The sequence below is a fragment of the Sulfuricella sp. T08 genome, assembly GCF_000971475.1.
In the GTDB taxonomy this organism is placed as follows: domain Bacteria; phylum Pseudomonadota; class Gammaproteobacteria; order Burkholderiales; family Sulfuricellaceae; genus Sulfuricella.
Genome location: NZ_DF967553.1, coordinates 32,314 through 47,149 on the forward strand (window position 1 = coordinate 32,314; position 14,836 = coordinate 47,149).

At 54.0% G+C, this 14,836-nt stretch carries 12 protein-coding genes; 5 read left to right on the plus strand and 7 right to left on the minus strand.

Going from position 1 to position 14,836, the window contains the following annotated elements; translation table 11 throughout:
• Positions 1-72: 72 nt before the first annotated feature.
• From SCT_RS13485 to SCT_RS13495, 3 genes are all read right to left on the minus strand, one after another.
• Positions 73-360: a hypothetical protein gene (locus tag SCT_RS13485; protein ID WP_059423937.1), complete on the minus strand. Its 288-nt coding sequence runs from the start codon at positions 358-360 to the stop codon at positions 73-75.
• Positions 361-518: 158 nt separating this feature from the next.
• Positions 519-1,100, minus strand: a complete 582-nt coding sequence (locus SCT_RS16850) for an excalibur calcium-binding domain-containing protein (protein WP_082098359.1) — start codon at positions 1,098-1,100, stop codon at positions 519-521.
• A 262-nt stretch (positions 1,101-1,362) separates the two neighbouring features.
• Positions 1,363-2,052, minus strand: coding sequence for a UPF0149 family protein (locus SCT_RS13495; RefSeq protein WP_082098361.1), 690 nt, complete (start codon positions 2,050-2,052; stop codon positions 1,363-1,365).
• Positions 2,053-2,350: 298 nt separating this feature from the next.
• On the opposite strand from SCT_RS13495, the gene SCT_RS13500 reads away from it, so the two are divergent.
• The 3 genes from SCT_RS13500 (at position 2,351) to SCT_RS13510 (ending at position 7,200) form a co-directional block, all read left to right on the plus strand.
• Entirely contained in the window at positions 2,351-5,815 is a 3,465-nt protein-coding gene (locus SCT_RS13500; protein ID WP_059423943.1) for a hypothetical protein, read from the plus strand.
• Positions 5,816-6,039: 224 nt separating this feature from the next.
• A complete protein-coding gene (locus SCT_RS13505; RefSeq protein ID WP_059423945.1) occupies positions 6,040-6,432 on the plus strand; it encodes a hypothetical protein in 393 nt (130 codons plus the stop codon).
• A gap of 102 nt (positions 6,433-6,534) precedes the next feature.
• Entirely contained in the window at positions 6,535-7,200 is a 666-nt protein-coding gene (locus tag SCT_RS13510; RefSeq protein WP_059423947.1) for a thiol:disulfide interchange protein DsbA/DsbL, read from the plus strand.
• A gap of 58 nt (positions 7,201-7,258) precedes the next feature.
• Here SCT_RS13510 and SCT_RS13515 read toward each other — a convergent pair whose 3' ends face one another.
• The gene (locus tag SCT_RS13515) at positions 7,259-8,725 is read right to left on the minus strand and encodes an EAL and HDOD domain-containing protein (protein ID WP_082098360.1); all 1,467 of its coding nucleotides are present in this window, start codon (positions 8,723-8,725) and stop codon (positions 7,259-7,261) included.
• 108 nt (positions 8,726-8,833) lie between these two features.
• Positions 8,834-9,349, minus strand: a complete 516-nt coding sequence (locus SCT_RS13520) for a surface-adhesin E family protein (protein WP_144408276.1) — start codon at positions 9,347-9,349, stop codon at positions 8,834-8,836.
• Between SCT_RS13520 and SCT_RS13525 the strand changes: the two genes are divergently transcribed.
• A complete protein-coding gene (locus SCT_RS13525; RefSeq protein ID WP_059423953.1) occupies positions 9,327-9,797 on the plus strand; it encodes an ankyrin repeat domain-containing protein in 471 nt (156 codons plus the stop codon). The genes SCT_RS13520 and SCT_RS13525 overlap by 23 nt on opposite strands.
• A gap of 100 nt (positions 9,798-9,897) precedes the next feature.
• Here the strand turns inward: SCT_RS13525 and SCT_RS13530 are convergent, their stop codons facing one another.
• Both SCT_RS13530 and typA read right to left on the minus strand, forming a co-directional pair.
• Positions 9,898-11,238, minus strand: coding sequence for a DNA recombination protein RmuC (locus SCT_RS13530; protein ID WP_059423955.1), 1,341 nt, complete (start codon positions 11,236-11,238; stop codon positions 9,898-9,900).
• Between the two features lie 151 nt (positions 11,239-11,389).
• Entirely contained in the window at positions 11,390-13,201 is a 1,812-nt protein-coding gene (gene typA / locus SCT_RS13535) for a translational GTPase TypA (RefSeq protein ID WP_059423957.1), read from the minus strand.
• A 284-nt stretch (positions 13,202-13,485) separates the two neighbouring features.
• Between typA and SCT_RS13540 the strand changes: the two genes are divergently transcribed.
• Positions 13,486-14,796 carry a DEAD/DEAH box helicase gene (locus SCT_RS13540; RefSeq protein WP_189799672.1) on the plus strand — a complete coding sequence of 437 codons (1,311 nt, stop codon included), beginning with the start codon at positions 13,486-13,488 and terminating at the stop codon, positions 14,794-14,796.
• Positions 14,797-14,836 lie beyond the last annotated feature (40 nt).

The following is a 14,836-nucleotide window of genomic DNA, read 5'->3' on the forward strand; positions in this document are numbered from 1 at the left end:
TGGCCTTTTACTTTTCTAGGGCTCGGCATAGAGATACTGGGGTCTGTATAGCTTCGGGGTTGAACAGGTCGATCACAAGACGCTCCAGACAGCGAGTGCGAACAAGCCACCCAGCGTCGTTGCAAGCCAGTCAAAGAAATCACAGGTCTGCAAATCAGGATGGAAGTGGTCGTAGATTTCTTTCGCTGCGCCGGTGAGAGATACTATGCCCACAGCAAGTAATGTAGGTGCTCCGCAAGCCGCCAGCAAGAAGAACAGAACCGCACCTACGATAAAATGCGCCTGCTTGTCTTTGGGTACGCCGATCCGTGGCAACTTTTCGACGTAGGCGCTGAGGAACTTGAGGATGGATTCGATCATTACCGTTCTTCAGGCGGGGTTTATACCGAGTTTATGCCGATTTGGGCTATGCCGACATTGTGCCAGGATCACGTTAGGGTTTTCGCCTGTTTAATCTCTAGTTATGGCGCAAAACGGTCAAACACCCTTCTGTCCGTCCTTCTGTGTGTAACTTCAGTTCAGTGGCCACACCACTGCGATTCACACGGAATGCCATCACCGTCACCATCTATTTCCACTCCAGGACAGTTCTTTAGATAGAACGTCGCTTCCTCGCAGGATGTCATCTCTGAGCAGTAGCGTTTCCCCTGGCACTCGAACTTCGCAGTGGCGCTGAGCTGGCTGCTTTCTGTGGGGCTAAGAGGCAACGTGGAACCACTTCCCTCGGTGGCACCATGAGGCAACACGGGCTCGCTGCCTACGAGGTGTTCAACTTGAGTTGTTATCAGGGTGAAATGCTGCCAACCATAGAACCCAATTCCTGCCACGATAATCGCAAAAATAACTGGAATCAGGAATCTTGGCAGTTCAATGCGTGCGGGAGCTGGGCGAGACCCGACGTAAAGGACGCTCTCCGCGCGGCTGCCTTTCTTCTCATCATTCACAAGTTCGTATGTGACGAGTTCATTCCCAACAGGACGTTGCTGCCCCTTTCCAAACGCGCGGATATGTACGAAAACCGTGTCACCACCACCGTTCTGGGTAATGAATCCGAAGCCCCTACTGTCTTTCCATTCTGTGATTCGCCCTTGATAGCGCATGTTGACCTTGGCATGATATCAATTGATAAACAATAAGTAACCGAACGCCTGAATCCGGAGATTTTTTAATAAAACCGACAGGCTCAATGCCTTTGCGCGGATTCAAGTTTGAAATTCAACGCCTGAAGAATACCTGACTGGCTGTCTGATATCCAAGTCGCTTTCTGGGCCGATTGTTCAATCGCTCCATCGCTGTATCGATTTCCTCTTGAGTAATGGTGGCGAAATCCCGGTTTTTGGGGAAGCACTACGGATTTTTAGATTAGTGCAGCGTTCTTTCCTTGCCGCAGCATTGCTTGAATTTCAGACCACTCCCACACAGACAAGTCTCATTGCGCCCGACTTTAGGCGTTTCTCGCTTGGTTGAAACAGGCTTCGTTCTGGAATGCCAATAGTGATATATCCCAGCAACTACCTTGGGAAGCATGTCAGCACATTCCTGCTGCAATTTCACATATTCATCATCAGGCAGGTATTTCTTTCCCCTTCTTTCAGATTCTTCTTTAAATGCACCGGACAAAAGCAGAATTGGGAAAGTCAGCTTCTTCAGAGGTTCGTTTCCCGGACTCAGCCATTCCTCTGCGGAAAGCCCCCACCCCAGAATGTAGCCCTCGCACCATGTTTGGTAATCAGGCCTCTGGTCAGTGGTCGAGAGGGATTTCAGGATAAAGTTGATGGGCTGGTTTTCGCCGAGCGTTGCGGCCACGCCGTTATAGAAACGCATCATTAGCGTCATGAATTCCTGAGCCAGCTCCATCGCTTCGTGTTCCGGCCCGATCTTGAAAACTTCATGCATCCATTGGCCCGGCGCGATGGCATCCGGCGCGCTGACAACAGCGCACAGGAATCCCTGCAATTTGTCCAGGCTCATGCCCTTTCCATTGAAAATGGGCGAGGCCAGCAATTCCTCCAATCTCGTGAGTTCCTGCTTCGTTAGTGCGTTTGTTAACATGAATGACCTATATGTTCAATTGGATAAGCTTTTTTCTGTGCGTTTTGATTGTATCAAGGGCAGTGCCGATTGTCGGTATACGGCGCAATGTTATACCGGAAAATCCTTTTATATCAGGCAAAATCAACTGCCCTGTGAATGTGCACATGAATTTTAGGCAATAAACTCAGCCTCAGTTACCAGATTATTGCTGTCGCAACTTGCGGGTTCCATCTGTCAACCATCTAAAATTCACTCGTTTCAGGGTAAAATACTGGTTTTTCTCAAGTGCAGATGCACGTACAAGGTAAAGCGCATTATGGATCTGAATCAATTTCTGGGGCTAGGGGACGATTCTGAAGACCCTAAAGAAACCCGCAAACGCCTTCAGCTTTATATCAACCTGAAGCTGTCCTCGTCGGGCCAGCCGCCCTGCCTGGAGGGCGAAAGTAGCGATTTCCTGGCCGTTGCGCACAATCTTCTGCAAAGCTACCGGGAAAAATCCCGCTTGTTGAGCGGTTACCTCTGCCCACCCGATCAACGTATCCAGACGTTCCTGGACGATTATCTTGCTGATGCTGCAGATGGTGCTGTGCCCCGGCTGCCAGAAAACACGCTGATACTCGACCGCCATGGCGTGGCCAGGGAGCTTTCCCTGCCAGTGAACGAAAATGTGTTCAAGGGCGATTATGTCAGCAGTTATCGCATCCGCAACGGTGTGCTGCACAATCCGGTAAGCGACCGTCGCACGACCAAGGGCTTATTCCACGTAACCGAGGGCGGCCTGCCGATCCCCGGCGACAAGAAGGCGGTTCCAAAGGTTGCTTTTGCACGTCTGCTACGTGAGGCATTCACCCCCCCGGAACATTTGCTGCGCTTGCCGTTCTCCGCTGGACAGCCTCAGGAAGCATCGATGTTCGTTTCGCTGCTGCTACGCCCGGTAATCTGCCCCGAAATCCCCGGCAGCGAACCAGAAAAGATCATGGAAATTCGCTTCTTCGCACCTGGTGGTCTGGTGAGCAATCTGGATTTCGTAGAAAGCATCTTCGGCAATGGCGGCAACCCTGTCCTTGCGTCGAACGATGTCGGGCTGGACGTGGATCACTGGTCCGGCCACACCGGTTGTGTGATTCTGGCACCCCACCTGACCCGGTTTACCAAGAAAGAGCTTGGGCTGCCCCACCGGGATGCCGCAACGCCTCGCCAACAGGCGGACGGTATGTGCTGGGTCAATGAAAAGGAACTGTATAACGACGGCTCCGCCTTCAAGATCACCGCTCGCGACGAGCGCGGGGTGATTGTCACCATTCTGGCTGACAATTACTTCGGATACTGCAAGAAAGAGGTCAAGACCCAGATCAGCTATGCCACCAACCTTTTCGGGCTGGCCGAAGAGGAACATGCGGGCGGCGCACTGGCATTCCCGCGGCACAACCACGGCGAGGAATTCGGCGTGGACAGCATCACGCGAGTGCCGGGCTACAGCTTCGAGGAAATTGTAACCCAGTATGGCAAATTGATTAACGTGCAACCGGAAGGCTACGGCATAGACAAGCAGCATCCGGAAGTCATTTACGTGCCGCAGGATCTGCGCATGGATCTTCCCGCTCAAACCATCAGCTGGGTGAAGGATGGCGCACCACAGACCATCAAGCTGCGTCCAGGCCATATCTACGTGCAGCCCAACGGTTACAAGGTCGAGATGTGCAAACATCCGGGCGCGCCATCATGGCGTCTGGTGGGCACTGATCCTGAAGGCACTTTCTGCCACAAGCCCTGCACCGTATCAGGTGGAGGAAAGTCGGAGATTTCCAAGTCGCTGAATGACGCGGTGATCTACGGACCGCTTTTCGTTGCGGATCTGGAGAAGGACCTCACCCAAGTTGAAAAGATCATCAAGAAAAATTACTCTGGCCGCTTCAAACCGGGATTCGAGCATGAGGACCGGGATGCGGCCCGTACGTTACTCAGCGCCGAACGCAGCCTGGGATCGGTGATCAAGGTACTCACCCCATCCCCCGCCCACACCGAGGAATACAATGCCTGGCTGGAAGAAATTCCCGACCGTATTCTAGCGCTGGTGTTCATCATCAAGCGCATGTATCGCCCGGAATGGGGCGACGACTGGCGCAACCAACTTTCGACGGATTTCGTTAACGGCCATCCCGGCCATGAACTCAAGCTCGGTGATAGAAAGCTGGTAGGCTCCTATTTACGGATAGGTTTTGCGGAAAATGGGGCGTGGCGCGTGTTCAAATTACGCCAGGACTTCATCGCTGCCGACAAGGTACAGATGGAGGACGACATCAGCGCCTCGGTTGTCGTTCCCGCTGCATCCCTGCCCAATTTATCGCCGAAAAGCAATGATCCTTCCGTCAAGCTCGTCCGCAATTGCGAATACCGCCTGTTCCAGCGCCCGGACGAGGCGGTTCATCGCGGATTCGATCTCCAGACCGAGCAGGACATGTCTCTGCGCGACAATTTCCTTGCGAATTTCGAGCCGCTCCATGGCGAGACATTGTCGAAAATTATCGATGACGTGGTGGGGTTAGACCAGTACACCGAGCCCATGCGCAAGACTCTTCGCGAGGCCCATGAAGCAAACGAATATGTGGTGTCCTCGGCACATCCTCGCTTGGTGGATGGCAAGCCGAGCAAAAATCCTCGTTATCTGCAACTGCGGTCTGATATTGCCAACCCGGTAGGACGCTATGTGGCGGAAATCGGCGCCAGATTCAATCGCCGAATCCCCTTGGGCACGCCCGTCATTGAACCCGTCAACGCAGTGCTGGTAGGCCGACGCAACAACCCGCCGGAACCCGGCATCCGCCCTCTGGCAGTATATAACCCGATTCACTTTCAGGAACTGCCCGAGCTGTTCATGGACTTCATCTGCAGCCTCACCGGCAAGTCGCCCTCCACGACAGGGGCAGGCAGCGAAGGCGCGCTCACCAAAGGGCCGTTTAACGCCCTCCGGCCCACTGTGGATCTGAACAATACGCTGGTATCTTTCATCCTTACGGGTTACGCCGGCTATTCCACCGCGGCGGGTTATATCGGCCCGAATCTCCGCGTCGACCACGACATCAGCCTGCTTGTGCCGGAAATCTGGTCGCGCCTGAAGCCACAGGAACGGGATCCGCGTTTCCTGATCGAAAACGGCTACATGGAAAAGATAGCAGATTTCCAATATCAGGGCCGCCTGATCCAGGCTAGCCGCCTCGGCTATCGCATCACGGAACGCTTCGTGCACGGCTTCATGGGCAAGATGTTCGATGCGCCTCGTGCGGTATTCGGCGAGCAAATCCTGCGGCCCGAAACCCAGGATATGGCGGTATTCGTGGATGGCGTTGAAAATATCGTTGAAGCGCAGCAAATTGTGGCAGCCCGCTATCTGGAGGATGGCAGCGTGGAAGATGCCTGCCCACCGCTCAAGGCCCTGCTCCACATCATGGCTAATGGACAGCATGAGGAAAAAGACGTGCATGACCCCACCATCCGTGCCTTGTTTACCCGTGAAGCATTGCTCGCGTCGGACTGGTACCAGGAACGGCTAATGACAAAGCAGGTGCGGGACATCCATCTTTGGGAGCGCCATATCACTTATCTGGATACCTTCGCCCACCGTACAAGCCATCAAGATCTGGCCGAACGGCTTGACATCCTTGAACGGCTAGAAAGTGCCAAGACCAAGCTGGCGTGGGTAAAGAGCACGGCATACCTGCAAAGCCTGAGCGGCACTATCGGCGCCGACCCGTTGCGACCGATGCAGTCAAGAACCTAGATTCGATAAGTGGCCACAACGCACTGCTGGCCACTCTAAAATTGACGAGTCTGACAATGAAATGGCTAGTGCCTGGGCACTAGCCATTTTTTATTTCGGGATATGCAGCTCCATTCTCCTGTCCGTCCTCCAAGCCCTGCGCTTGCCACGATCCAGCCATTCAGCTATTCTCGAATCGCGAAACTTAGACGCATATATTAATAAAATCAGGAGGAACAACGACCATGGGCAATAAAGTCAAAGTTGCATTGCTAGGCTTGGGTAGCGTTGGCGAATCTTTCGCCGAACATTTTCTGGAGAAAATCCAGGAAGAACATGTCAACGTGGAAATCGTGGCCGTGGCAGACCGCCATCTGGACTCCCCTGTCGCTCTGGGCTTTGCTCACAGCAACGTACCGGTTTTCAAGGATGCCATGGAGGTGATCAAACTTGGCGATCAGGTCGATATCATTTTTGACCTTACCGGCAATGCTGAACTGCGCAAGAGCTTACGCCTCAGACTTCAGGAAACCGAAAACCGCCACACCGTTATTGCCCCAGAGGTTTTTGCACAACTGCTCTGGAACTTTTTCGGTGATGACACCGCTTTGCCTGAACACACCCGAACCGGCTACTAGCCAACCGCCAGAAAAGGCCGCATTGGACTTGCTAGCCAATGCGATCCTGAACTTGGCACCACTTGGCAGTATTGATGCCCTCCCAATAAGGCTAGTCTGAAAATGCAGTCACCTACCCAAGACTTTGTCACTTCCGCTATCGCCATCTTGCTGGGAGCAGCCATCGTTTTGTCGACAGCAGTTGCTGCTGCTTCACCTGCAACGCCGGAAGAAGGGTTTGATTACCAGGTACTGAGTTCTCCTCAACCAACGAAGGCAGGCGGTAAAGTAGAAGTTATCGAGTTTTTCTGGTACGACTGCCCACACTGTAATGCCATGGCGCCGCTTATAGAGCCATGGGCCAAACGCCATCGGAACAGTATCGCTTTCAAACGCATTCCTGTGGCGCGGAATAAAGGGGCAATTCTGCAACAACAGCTTTATTACGCACTGGAGAGTTTAGGCAAAGTGGAGGAGTTGCACAGCCGGATATTCAACGCCATTCATGAGGAATGGATACCCATGAAAACAACAGAACAGATGGCAGCTTTCCTCGAAAAACAGGGCGTCGGGAAAAATGAATTTCTCAAAATTATCAACTCTGCTGCCGTAATGAAAAAAGTTCAGCGCGCACAACAGCTGACTGTAGCCTACGGCGTAGATTCGGTGCCGACAATCGCGATAAATGGACAATACGTGACTTCAGCCAGCATGTTGGGCGGCAACCAGGCGGATGTGCTGTCGGTCGTCGACTATCTTGTCACCAAATCAAAACGAAGCTCACCCTGAAGAACAGTGCGCTGGTTCCAATTTTAGACCAGAGTATAGTGCAGGAGTTAAGCGGGGGTTATTGCTCGACTTCCAGAGCCCACAGCATAGAGTCGATATGTGCGAGATTCACTTTCTGTACATCCAGACCGCAATCAGCTGCGAGCTCGGCAATTCTTTCAGGTTCGAATTGCTCGCAGGCAATGGCAAGCTCCAGATAAGGCGCATATTTCCCTTCTTGGTGCACCAGAGCCAGAGTCAATTCCTCAGACAGATTAAGGTAGGCCAGCGCCTTTCCCATCGGCACCCTGAGCAGCACGTCCAATAGCGAAAAGAAACCGACGATAAACAAGTTATCCAGTTCTCCAGGCGGGAAAGCTTCCCGCCCCAGCGTTTCCGTCATCCGTCCACGAACCATCGCATTTTCCATCAGCGCCCTATCCTGCGGATGGGCTGTTCCGCCACTGTACAAAAGCAAGGTCAACCACCGATAGAGTTTTTTCTGGCCCAACACGGCAACAGCATGTTCGATGGCGGCCACTTTCATCACCAACCCGCCACCCACAGAGTTGATGTAGCGCAGAAATTTATAGGTCAGCATAGGATCAAGCTTGAACACGTTAACCAGTTCAGTTATATCGGCATCTTTCTGAATCAGGTTCAGCAGTTCGAACAGCCTGATGTGATTAGAGCTGACCCTGGGCTGCTCCAGTTCCTCCAACCGTGTCAGGAAAGACCCCTGGAAATAATCGAAACGCAATTTCCGGCAAGCTTCATAGGCCTCCGTGGATTCGACATTTTTTGCGATCAATCTCATCCATAGATACTGGCTGCATAGAGAATCCACCATGTAGCTTAGTCTCTGCGAATCTTCCGAGGAAACGTCAATGATCGCCAAATCGGCGACCTGAAGAAACTGGCTCATCTCTGGCACATACGAAAAATCCTCCAGCGCAATCAGGAAACCTTTTTCCTTAAGTGCCATCAGATATGCCAATGTTTCTTCAGGTTTGTCGATCAATTCCGATGCAGAGCGGATAACCAGCACCACGCCTTTTTTCGGCAGGTCTTCAAATAAGCGACAACCGAGGGAAGCCGGGGAAATACCGATAAAGGCCAACCGGCTGCCCAGTAATCGGCCAATTTCCATGTCCATCATATTGCGGAGCAAAACCTCGTCGTACAGGCGCAAAACCGCACGGGTTTCAAGGCGAACTTTGTTCCTGGGAGATTTGCGCAACATGAATTCATAGCCCGCCATGCGCCCGCTGCTGTCCAGCATGGGTTCTCGGCAAACAAAAGACTGAACGGTTTCGGCCTGGGCTGCGCCCTCTTCCGCAGAGGGTTTAACCGATGAGACAGTGAGTGAAGAGGGAGAGAGACCTTGCCCGAATACAGCGGAATGGTCGATTTCCTTTAGCGGCGCAAAGCCATCGAGCTTGCTCTCGTTCAGGCTCGTGGTAGATGCTCGCTGAGCCTGCTTGCTAGATGCGTGGGAATGTGAATCCTGTTGACCGAACATCCATTTCAAGAACCTGCCTAACATCTATAATATTCCATCTGGTTATGTCCAATGATCAAACAAGGATATAACAAACGCCCTGACTTGTAGTTAGGGGATTCCACTAAATTCTAATATAGGAATGACACTAGGCTATTTGGGTTGACACACATACTTAAGCACCGCTTCCTCGATACTGTCTGGAGAAACAAGGGTTTCTTCCGGATTTTGAATGGCCTGCTTGCTGACCAGCGACATGTTTTCATCGTAAGCATCTACCGTCAGCCTCGAGGTGGTCTGGCGGCGGCAATCAGACTTGCTCGATATCACCAGATATTTTATGCCACGCCTGCCGACGCGGTATTCCAAATCCCCAAAAACGTGGCGAGTTGTATAAGTGAAAACCGGCGCCGTGCCCACGATACTGGATGTATCTATCTCACGCACGCTGTCGCCGACCTGAGTGACCGGTGCCCAGTCAGCTGCCTGTGCGGAGAAAGCGACAGCCACGCCGAGAACGGCTACGCCGATATGAAATCTGAAAACGTTCTGCATCAATTTACTCCTCATTGGATTCACATTAAACTTGCCGCCACTATCATCATACCAAACGCCATCCAGATAACGAATCAAAAGGAATCCAGCAATGAACAGAAGCTCTAAAATCATCGGTGTCGCCATTTTTCTGCTGAGCGTAATTGGAAATTCTCACGCGGCAGGTACGATTTTCGAAGCCGCCCGGGATGGCACACCGCAAGAGGTGGAAAAAATTCTGGCCACCAACAAGAATCTCATCAACGCACGCACCGAACTCGGCTCTACGCCGCTTCACATCGCGGCCTCCAGTTCCAACCCGGGAATCGCCAAACTGCTCGTAGCCAAGGGTGCCAATGTCAACGCCAGAGACAACAACGGCTCGACACCGCTGCACATTGCCGCTTTTACCGGGAAGAAGGAACTGGTCGAATTTTTCCTGAGCAAGGGTGCCGATCCCTACGCCAAGGACTTCAAGAACGAAACTCCGCACGACAAGGCCTACCATTCCCTGAGTCATGAAATTGAGGGCATTCTGGCTGTGTGGATGCTTAAAAACCCTCAACCGGCGAAAAAGAAATAAACATCTGGCAGCTTCAGCCGGCTTCTACTCCTGCTGCTGTGAGGCCTGTGCATATCGCCAAAACCGGCAAGAATGAGGGGGGTTGAATTCTGCAGCAAGCTCAGGAATCTTCCCCGGCGATTGGAACGTCGCCAAGAACTTCCAAAACCGGCACGCCTGATTCATCCAGTTGTACATGCTCGATCTGGGCAAAACGGCGGCTGATCTTCTGGCTGGTGACATGTACTTCCTCGGCATCCTCATGGGCCAGGCGAATATGATCCGCCAGCTTTTTCATGCGTGTGTCGAAGCGGGAAAACTCCTTACCCAGCTTGCTCAGCGCATCCTTGATGATATGCACCTGCTTGCGAGTTTCCACGTCCTTGATCACGGCCCGGGCGGTGTTCAGAATCGCCATCATGGTGGTTGGCGAAACAATCCATACGCGCTTCTGCATCGCGTAATCCACCACGTCATCCTGATGATGGCCGTGTATCTCCGCAAATACCGCCTCAGCAGGCACGAACATCACCGCGCCATCGCTGGTTTCACCGGGAATGATGTACTTCTCGCTGATCGCATCTACATGTTTTTTTACGTCCGACTTGAACTGCTTAAGCGCTTGGGCACGGTCACCCTCTGAAAGCTCGGCAGCGAACATGCGGTGATAGTTTTCCAGAGGAAACTTGGAGTCTACCGCGACATTGCCAGTCGGCTCGGGCAGCGTCAACAGGCAGTCCACGCGGTTGCCATTGCTCAGGGTTTGCTGGAAGGCGTAAGCCGAAGGCGGCAGAATATTGCGCACCAGCGCCTCAAGCTGAACCTCGCCGAAGGCGCCGCGCGAACGCTTGTCACCAAGCAGTTCCTGCAGGCTCACCATGTTGGTGGTGAGTCCGTCGATCTTCTTCTGCGCCTCGTCGATAGTCGCCAGTCGTGCCATGACGTTAGCGAAGGTCTCGTTGGTTTTCTTGAACCCCTCGTCCAACCGCTCCGTCACCTTGCCGCTGATCTGCTCAAGGCGACCATCCACCGATTTGGTCAGAGATTCAATGGCGGTAGTCAGTTGTTGAGTGGTGTTGCGCAGAGTGGACTGAATCAGTTCCTGATTGGCGCGCACCTGCTCTGCAGACTGTGCCAGCATGGCTTCGCGGGTCTGTGCCAGGCTTGCGCTCTGAGACAGTTGCAATTTTTCCAGCGCATCCCGGTTTAACTGGAGTTCCTGAGAAATCGATCCGCGCAGGCGCTCGGCATTTTCCGCTGCAGCTGAATTCATGCGGTCGCCCTGCCTGGTCAGCCCATCGTGCAAGTCGGACAGCATGGCACGGTGCTTCTCCTCCATGATTTGCGCCACCAGGGCCGGCAGTTCATTCTGCTGGCGAACCAGCCCGCTGAATCCGAACCCCAGCCACAAGGCGGCGGCCAGGATAAACAACAACAGAATGCCGATCAGGATTTCAGGCATGGCTTTCTCTAATTAAATGGAGGGAAGATTATAACGCATCACCGATGGCGCCGTTACTCGGTCGGGATCTGGGTAGACAGTCACCAAATAAAAATCCCCCGCTTCCCGATATGTATATCGGGAAGCGGGGGATTTTTATGAAGCCAGGCCGTTAGGACCGCGATGCCTTTTTGCGCTCGTGCTCAAGCAGGAAGCGCTTGCGGATGCGGATCGACTTGGGCGTGATTTCCACCAGTTCGTCGTCATCGATGAACTCCACTGCTGATTCCAGCGTCATCTTGATTGGCGTGGTAAGGCGTACCGCCTCGTCCGTGCCGGAGGAACGCACGTTGGTCAGTTGCTTGCCCTTGATCGGATTCACCACCAGATCATTGTCGCGACTGTGAATGCCGATGATCATGCCTTCATACAGCTTGTCGCCGGGGCTCACGAACATTTTGCCGCGATCTTCCAGTTTCCACAGGGCGTAGGCGACAGCCTCGCCATTATCCTGGCTGATCAGCACGCCGTTGCGGCGGCCAGGAATGTCGGCCCTGACCTCGGCATACTCATCGAACACGTGCGACATCACGCCGGTACCGCGGGTCAGGGTCATGAATTCGCCCTGGAATCCGATCAGTCCACGCGCGGGAATGCGGTACTCCAGACGCACCCGGCCATGGCCGTCGGGTTGCATGTCCTGCAAATCGCCGCGGCGGCGGCCCAGTTCCTCCATCACCGCGCCCTGGTTTGCATCCTCCACATCGAGTGTAAGCGCCTCATAGGGCTCGCACTTGACGCCGTTGATTTCTTTCATCACCACACGCGGCTTGCCTACGGCCAGTTCATAACCTTCGCGGCGCATATTTTCCAGCAGCACCGTAAGATGCAGTTCGCCTCGCCCGGAAACGACAAAAGAGTCGGCATCCTCGGTCTCTTCAACCTTTAACGCCACGTTGATCAACAGTTCCTTCTGCAGCCGGTCGCGCAATTGGCGGCTGGTGACGAATTTGCCCTCGGTGCCGGCCAGCGGCGAAGTATTAACGCGGAAGTTCATGTTCAGCGTCGGCTCATCCACCAGCAACAGTGGCAGCCCCTGAGGATTTTCCTTGTCGCAGATGGTAACGCCGATACCCACTTCTTCAATTCCGGTAATCAGAATAATATCCCCGGCCTGCGCTTCATCCAGCTGCACGCGCTCCAGACCATGGAATCCCATCACCTGGTTAATCTTGGCGTTTTTCGGGGTGCCATCCGGTCCGTTCATCACGACAACCTGCTGGCCCGGCTTGATGCGGCCATTGGCAACGCGGCCGATACCGATACGACCGACGAAGCTGGAATAGTCCAGTGCGGCAATCTGAAGCTGCAACGGAGCATCCGGATCCCCCTTCGGCGGTTCCACGTGCTTGAGAACGGTATCGAACAGGGCGCGCATGTGATCGCAAGGCTTGTCCAACTCCAACATGGCGTAGCCGTTGATTGCGGAAGCGTAGACCACCGGAAAATCCAGTTGATCATCGGTTGCACCCAGCTTGTCGAACAGTTCGAAGGTCTGGTTGACGACCCAGTCCGGGCGCGCGCCAGGACGATCGATCTTGTTCACCACGACAATCGGCTTGAGACCCAGCGCAAGCGCTTTCTTGGTCACGAACCGGGTTTGCGGCATCGGGCCTTCCACTGCATCCACCAGCAGCAACACGCCATCGACCATGCCCAGCACCCGTTCCACCTCACCGCCGAAGTCTGCGTGCCCGGGGGTATCCACGATGTTGATGTGAACACCTTCATATTCCACAGAAGTGTTCTTGGCGAGAATGGTAATGCCACGCTCCTTTTCCTGATCGTTGCTGTCCATCACCCGTTCGGCGATATGCTGGTGCGAGGCAAAGGTGCCGGCCTGGTGCAGCAGCTTGTCCACCAGCGTGGTCTTGCCGTGGTCGACGTGGGCGATGATTGCAATATTGCGTTGGGCGCGTGACATGTATTGATTCCTGCTATGTAAAAAAGTCAGCGATTGTAGCATAAATATCTGGCTTTTCTGGAAAATCTCCGTATAATGCGCCGCTTGGCTGAAGCAATGTATGATCAGCCTTTGTTCATCGCTCCTGACCCTTCCTTCTCAGAATTTCCTGAGTACGATACACCCCGGTTAGCGACGATGTTTTAGCGCCGCGTGGTGTTTGGTACTTGACCCCTTAACTATCGGGTCACCCCTGCTTATTGCCTGCTGCGCGTTATTTTTACCTTAACTTTAAGGAAATATACGTGTCTTTTGAAAAACTGAATCTGAATCCCGCCATCCTGCAAGCAATCGCCGATAGCGGTTACACCGAACCCTCACCGATCCAGGCTGCGGCCATCCCCGAAGTTCTCGCCGGTCATGACCTGATGGCGTCGGCGCAAACCGGCACCGGCAAAACTGCCGCCTTCATCCTGCCTGCGCTGCAATATCTGACCGAGCCTTCACAGAGCAAAAGCAAAGGCCCGCGCATACTGGTATTGACCCCGACACGCGAACTGGCGAATCAGGTTAACGACGCCGCGCGTAAGTACAGCAAGCACATGCGCGTCAAAACCGTCAGCATCCTCGGCGGCATGCCCTACCCGCTGCAGAACAAGCTGCTGTCGCAGCCTGTGGATATCCTCGTCGCCACGCCTGGCCGCCTGATTGACCATCTTGATCGCGGCCGTATCGATTTCTCGCGCCTGGAAATGCTGGTACTGGACGAAGCCGACCGCATGCTGGACATGGGTTTCATCGACGACGTCGAGAAAATCGCTGCTGCTACCCCTGCCAGCCGCCAGACCCTGCTCTTCTCGGCGACACTGGAAGGCACTATCGCAACCTTGGCGAAGCGCCTGCTGAAAGATCCAAAGCGCATCCAGATGACCGCGCAACAGGCCAAGCACGAGAATATCGAGCAGCGCCTGCACATTGTCGACGACATGGCGCATAAAAACCGCTTGTTGCAGCACCTGTTAACCGACATCGATGTCAAACAGGCAATCGTGTTCACCTCTACCAAACGCGACGCCGACATGCTGGCTGAAGACCTTTTCGCACTGGGCCATCAGGCTGCAGCGCTGCATGGCGACATGAACCAGGGCGCGCGCAACCGCACTCTCACCCGCATGCGCAGTGGCGCCATCAAAGTACTGGTCGCCACCGACGTGGCAGCTCGCGGACTTGACGTGGCCGGCATCAGCCACGTAATCAACTTCGATCTGCCCAAGTTCGCCGAGGACTACGTTCACCGCATTGGCCGTACCGGCCGTGCAGGCAGCACGGGGATTGCAGTATCCTTCGCTTCCGGCAAGGACGTGATGAACCTGAAGAAGATTGAGCGTTTCACCGGCCACGCCATCACCCCGCACATCGTTCCTGGCTTTGAAGCGAAACGCCCGATGCGTTCCGGTGCGCCCAGCCCTTCTGGCAAGCGTCCTGGATTCGGCAACAATGACCGTCGCCCTGGCTACGAAGGTAGGCCTAATGGAAACCGCGAAGGCTATGCCGGTCGCGGCGGCCCGAACAAGAGTGCTACCGGAACCGGACGTCCCGTCAGTCGCGGCAGGTAATCCTGACAGGTAACACCATGAAAAAAGGCGCTCAACTGAG

Bases quoted from the DNA above. Each gene is read 5' to 3' on its own strand.
- SCT_RS13525 (WP_059423953.1), top strand. From the start codon at position 9,327: ATGAACAGAAGCTCTAAAATCATCGGTGTCGCCATTTTTCTGCTGAGC.
- SCT_RS13510 (WP_059423947.1), top strand. From the start codon at position 6,535: ATGCAGTCACCTACCCAAGACTTTGTCACTTCCGCTATCGCCATCTTG.
- SCT_RS13515 (WP_082098360.1), bottom strand. From the start codon at position 8,725: ATGTTAGGCAGGTTCTTGAAATGGATGTTCGGTCAACAGGATTCACAT.
- SCT_RS13485 (WP_059423937.1), bottom strand. From the start codon at position 360: ATGATCGAATCCATCCTCAAGTTCCTCAGCGCCTACGTCGAAAAGTTG.
- SCT_RS13500 (WP_059423943.1), top strand. From the start codon at position 2,351: ATGGATCTGAATCAATTTCTGGGGCTAGGGGACGATTCTGAAGACCCT.
- typA (WP_059423957.1), bottom strand. From the start codon at position 13,201: ATGTCACGCGCCCAACGCAATATTGCAATCATCGCCCACGTCGACCAC.
- SCT_RS13495 (WP_082098361.1), bottom strand. From the start codon at position 2,052: ATGTTAACAAACGCACTAACGAAGCAGGAACTCACGAGATTGGAGGAA.
- SCT_RS13505 (WP_059423945.1), top strand. From the start codon at position 6,040: ATGGGCAATAAAGTCAAAGTTGCATTGCTAGGCTTGGGTAGCGTTGGC.
- SCT_RS16850 (WP_082098359.1), bottom strand. From the start codon at position 1,100: ATGCGCTATCAAGGGCGAATCACAGAATGGAAAGACAGTAGGGGCTTC.
- SCT_RS13530 (WP_059423955.1), bottom strand. From the start codon at position 11,238: ATGCCTGAAATCCTGATCGGCATTCTGTTGTTGTTTATCCTGGCCGCC.
- SCT_RS13520 (WP_144408276.1), bottom strand. From the start codon at position 9,349: ATGATTTTAGAGCTTCTGTTCATTGCTGGATTCCTTTTGATTCGTTAT.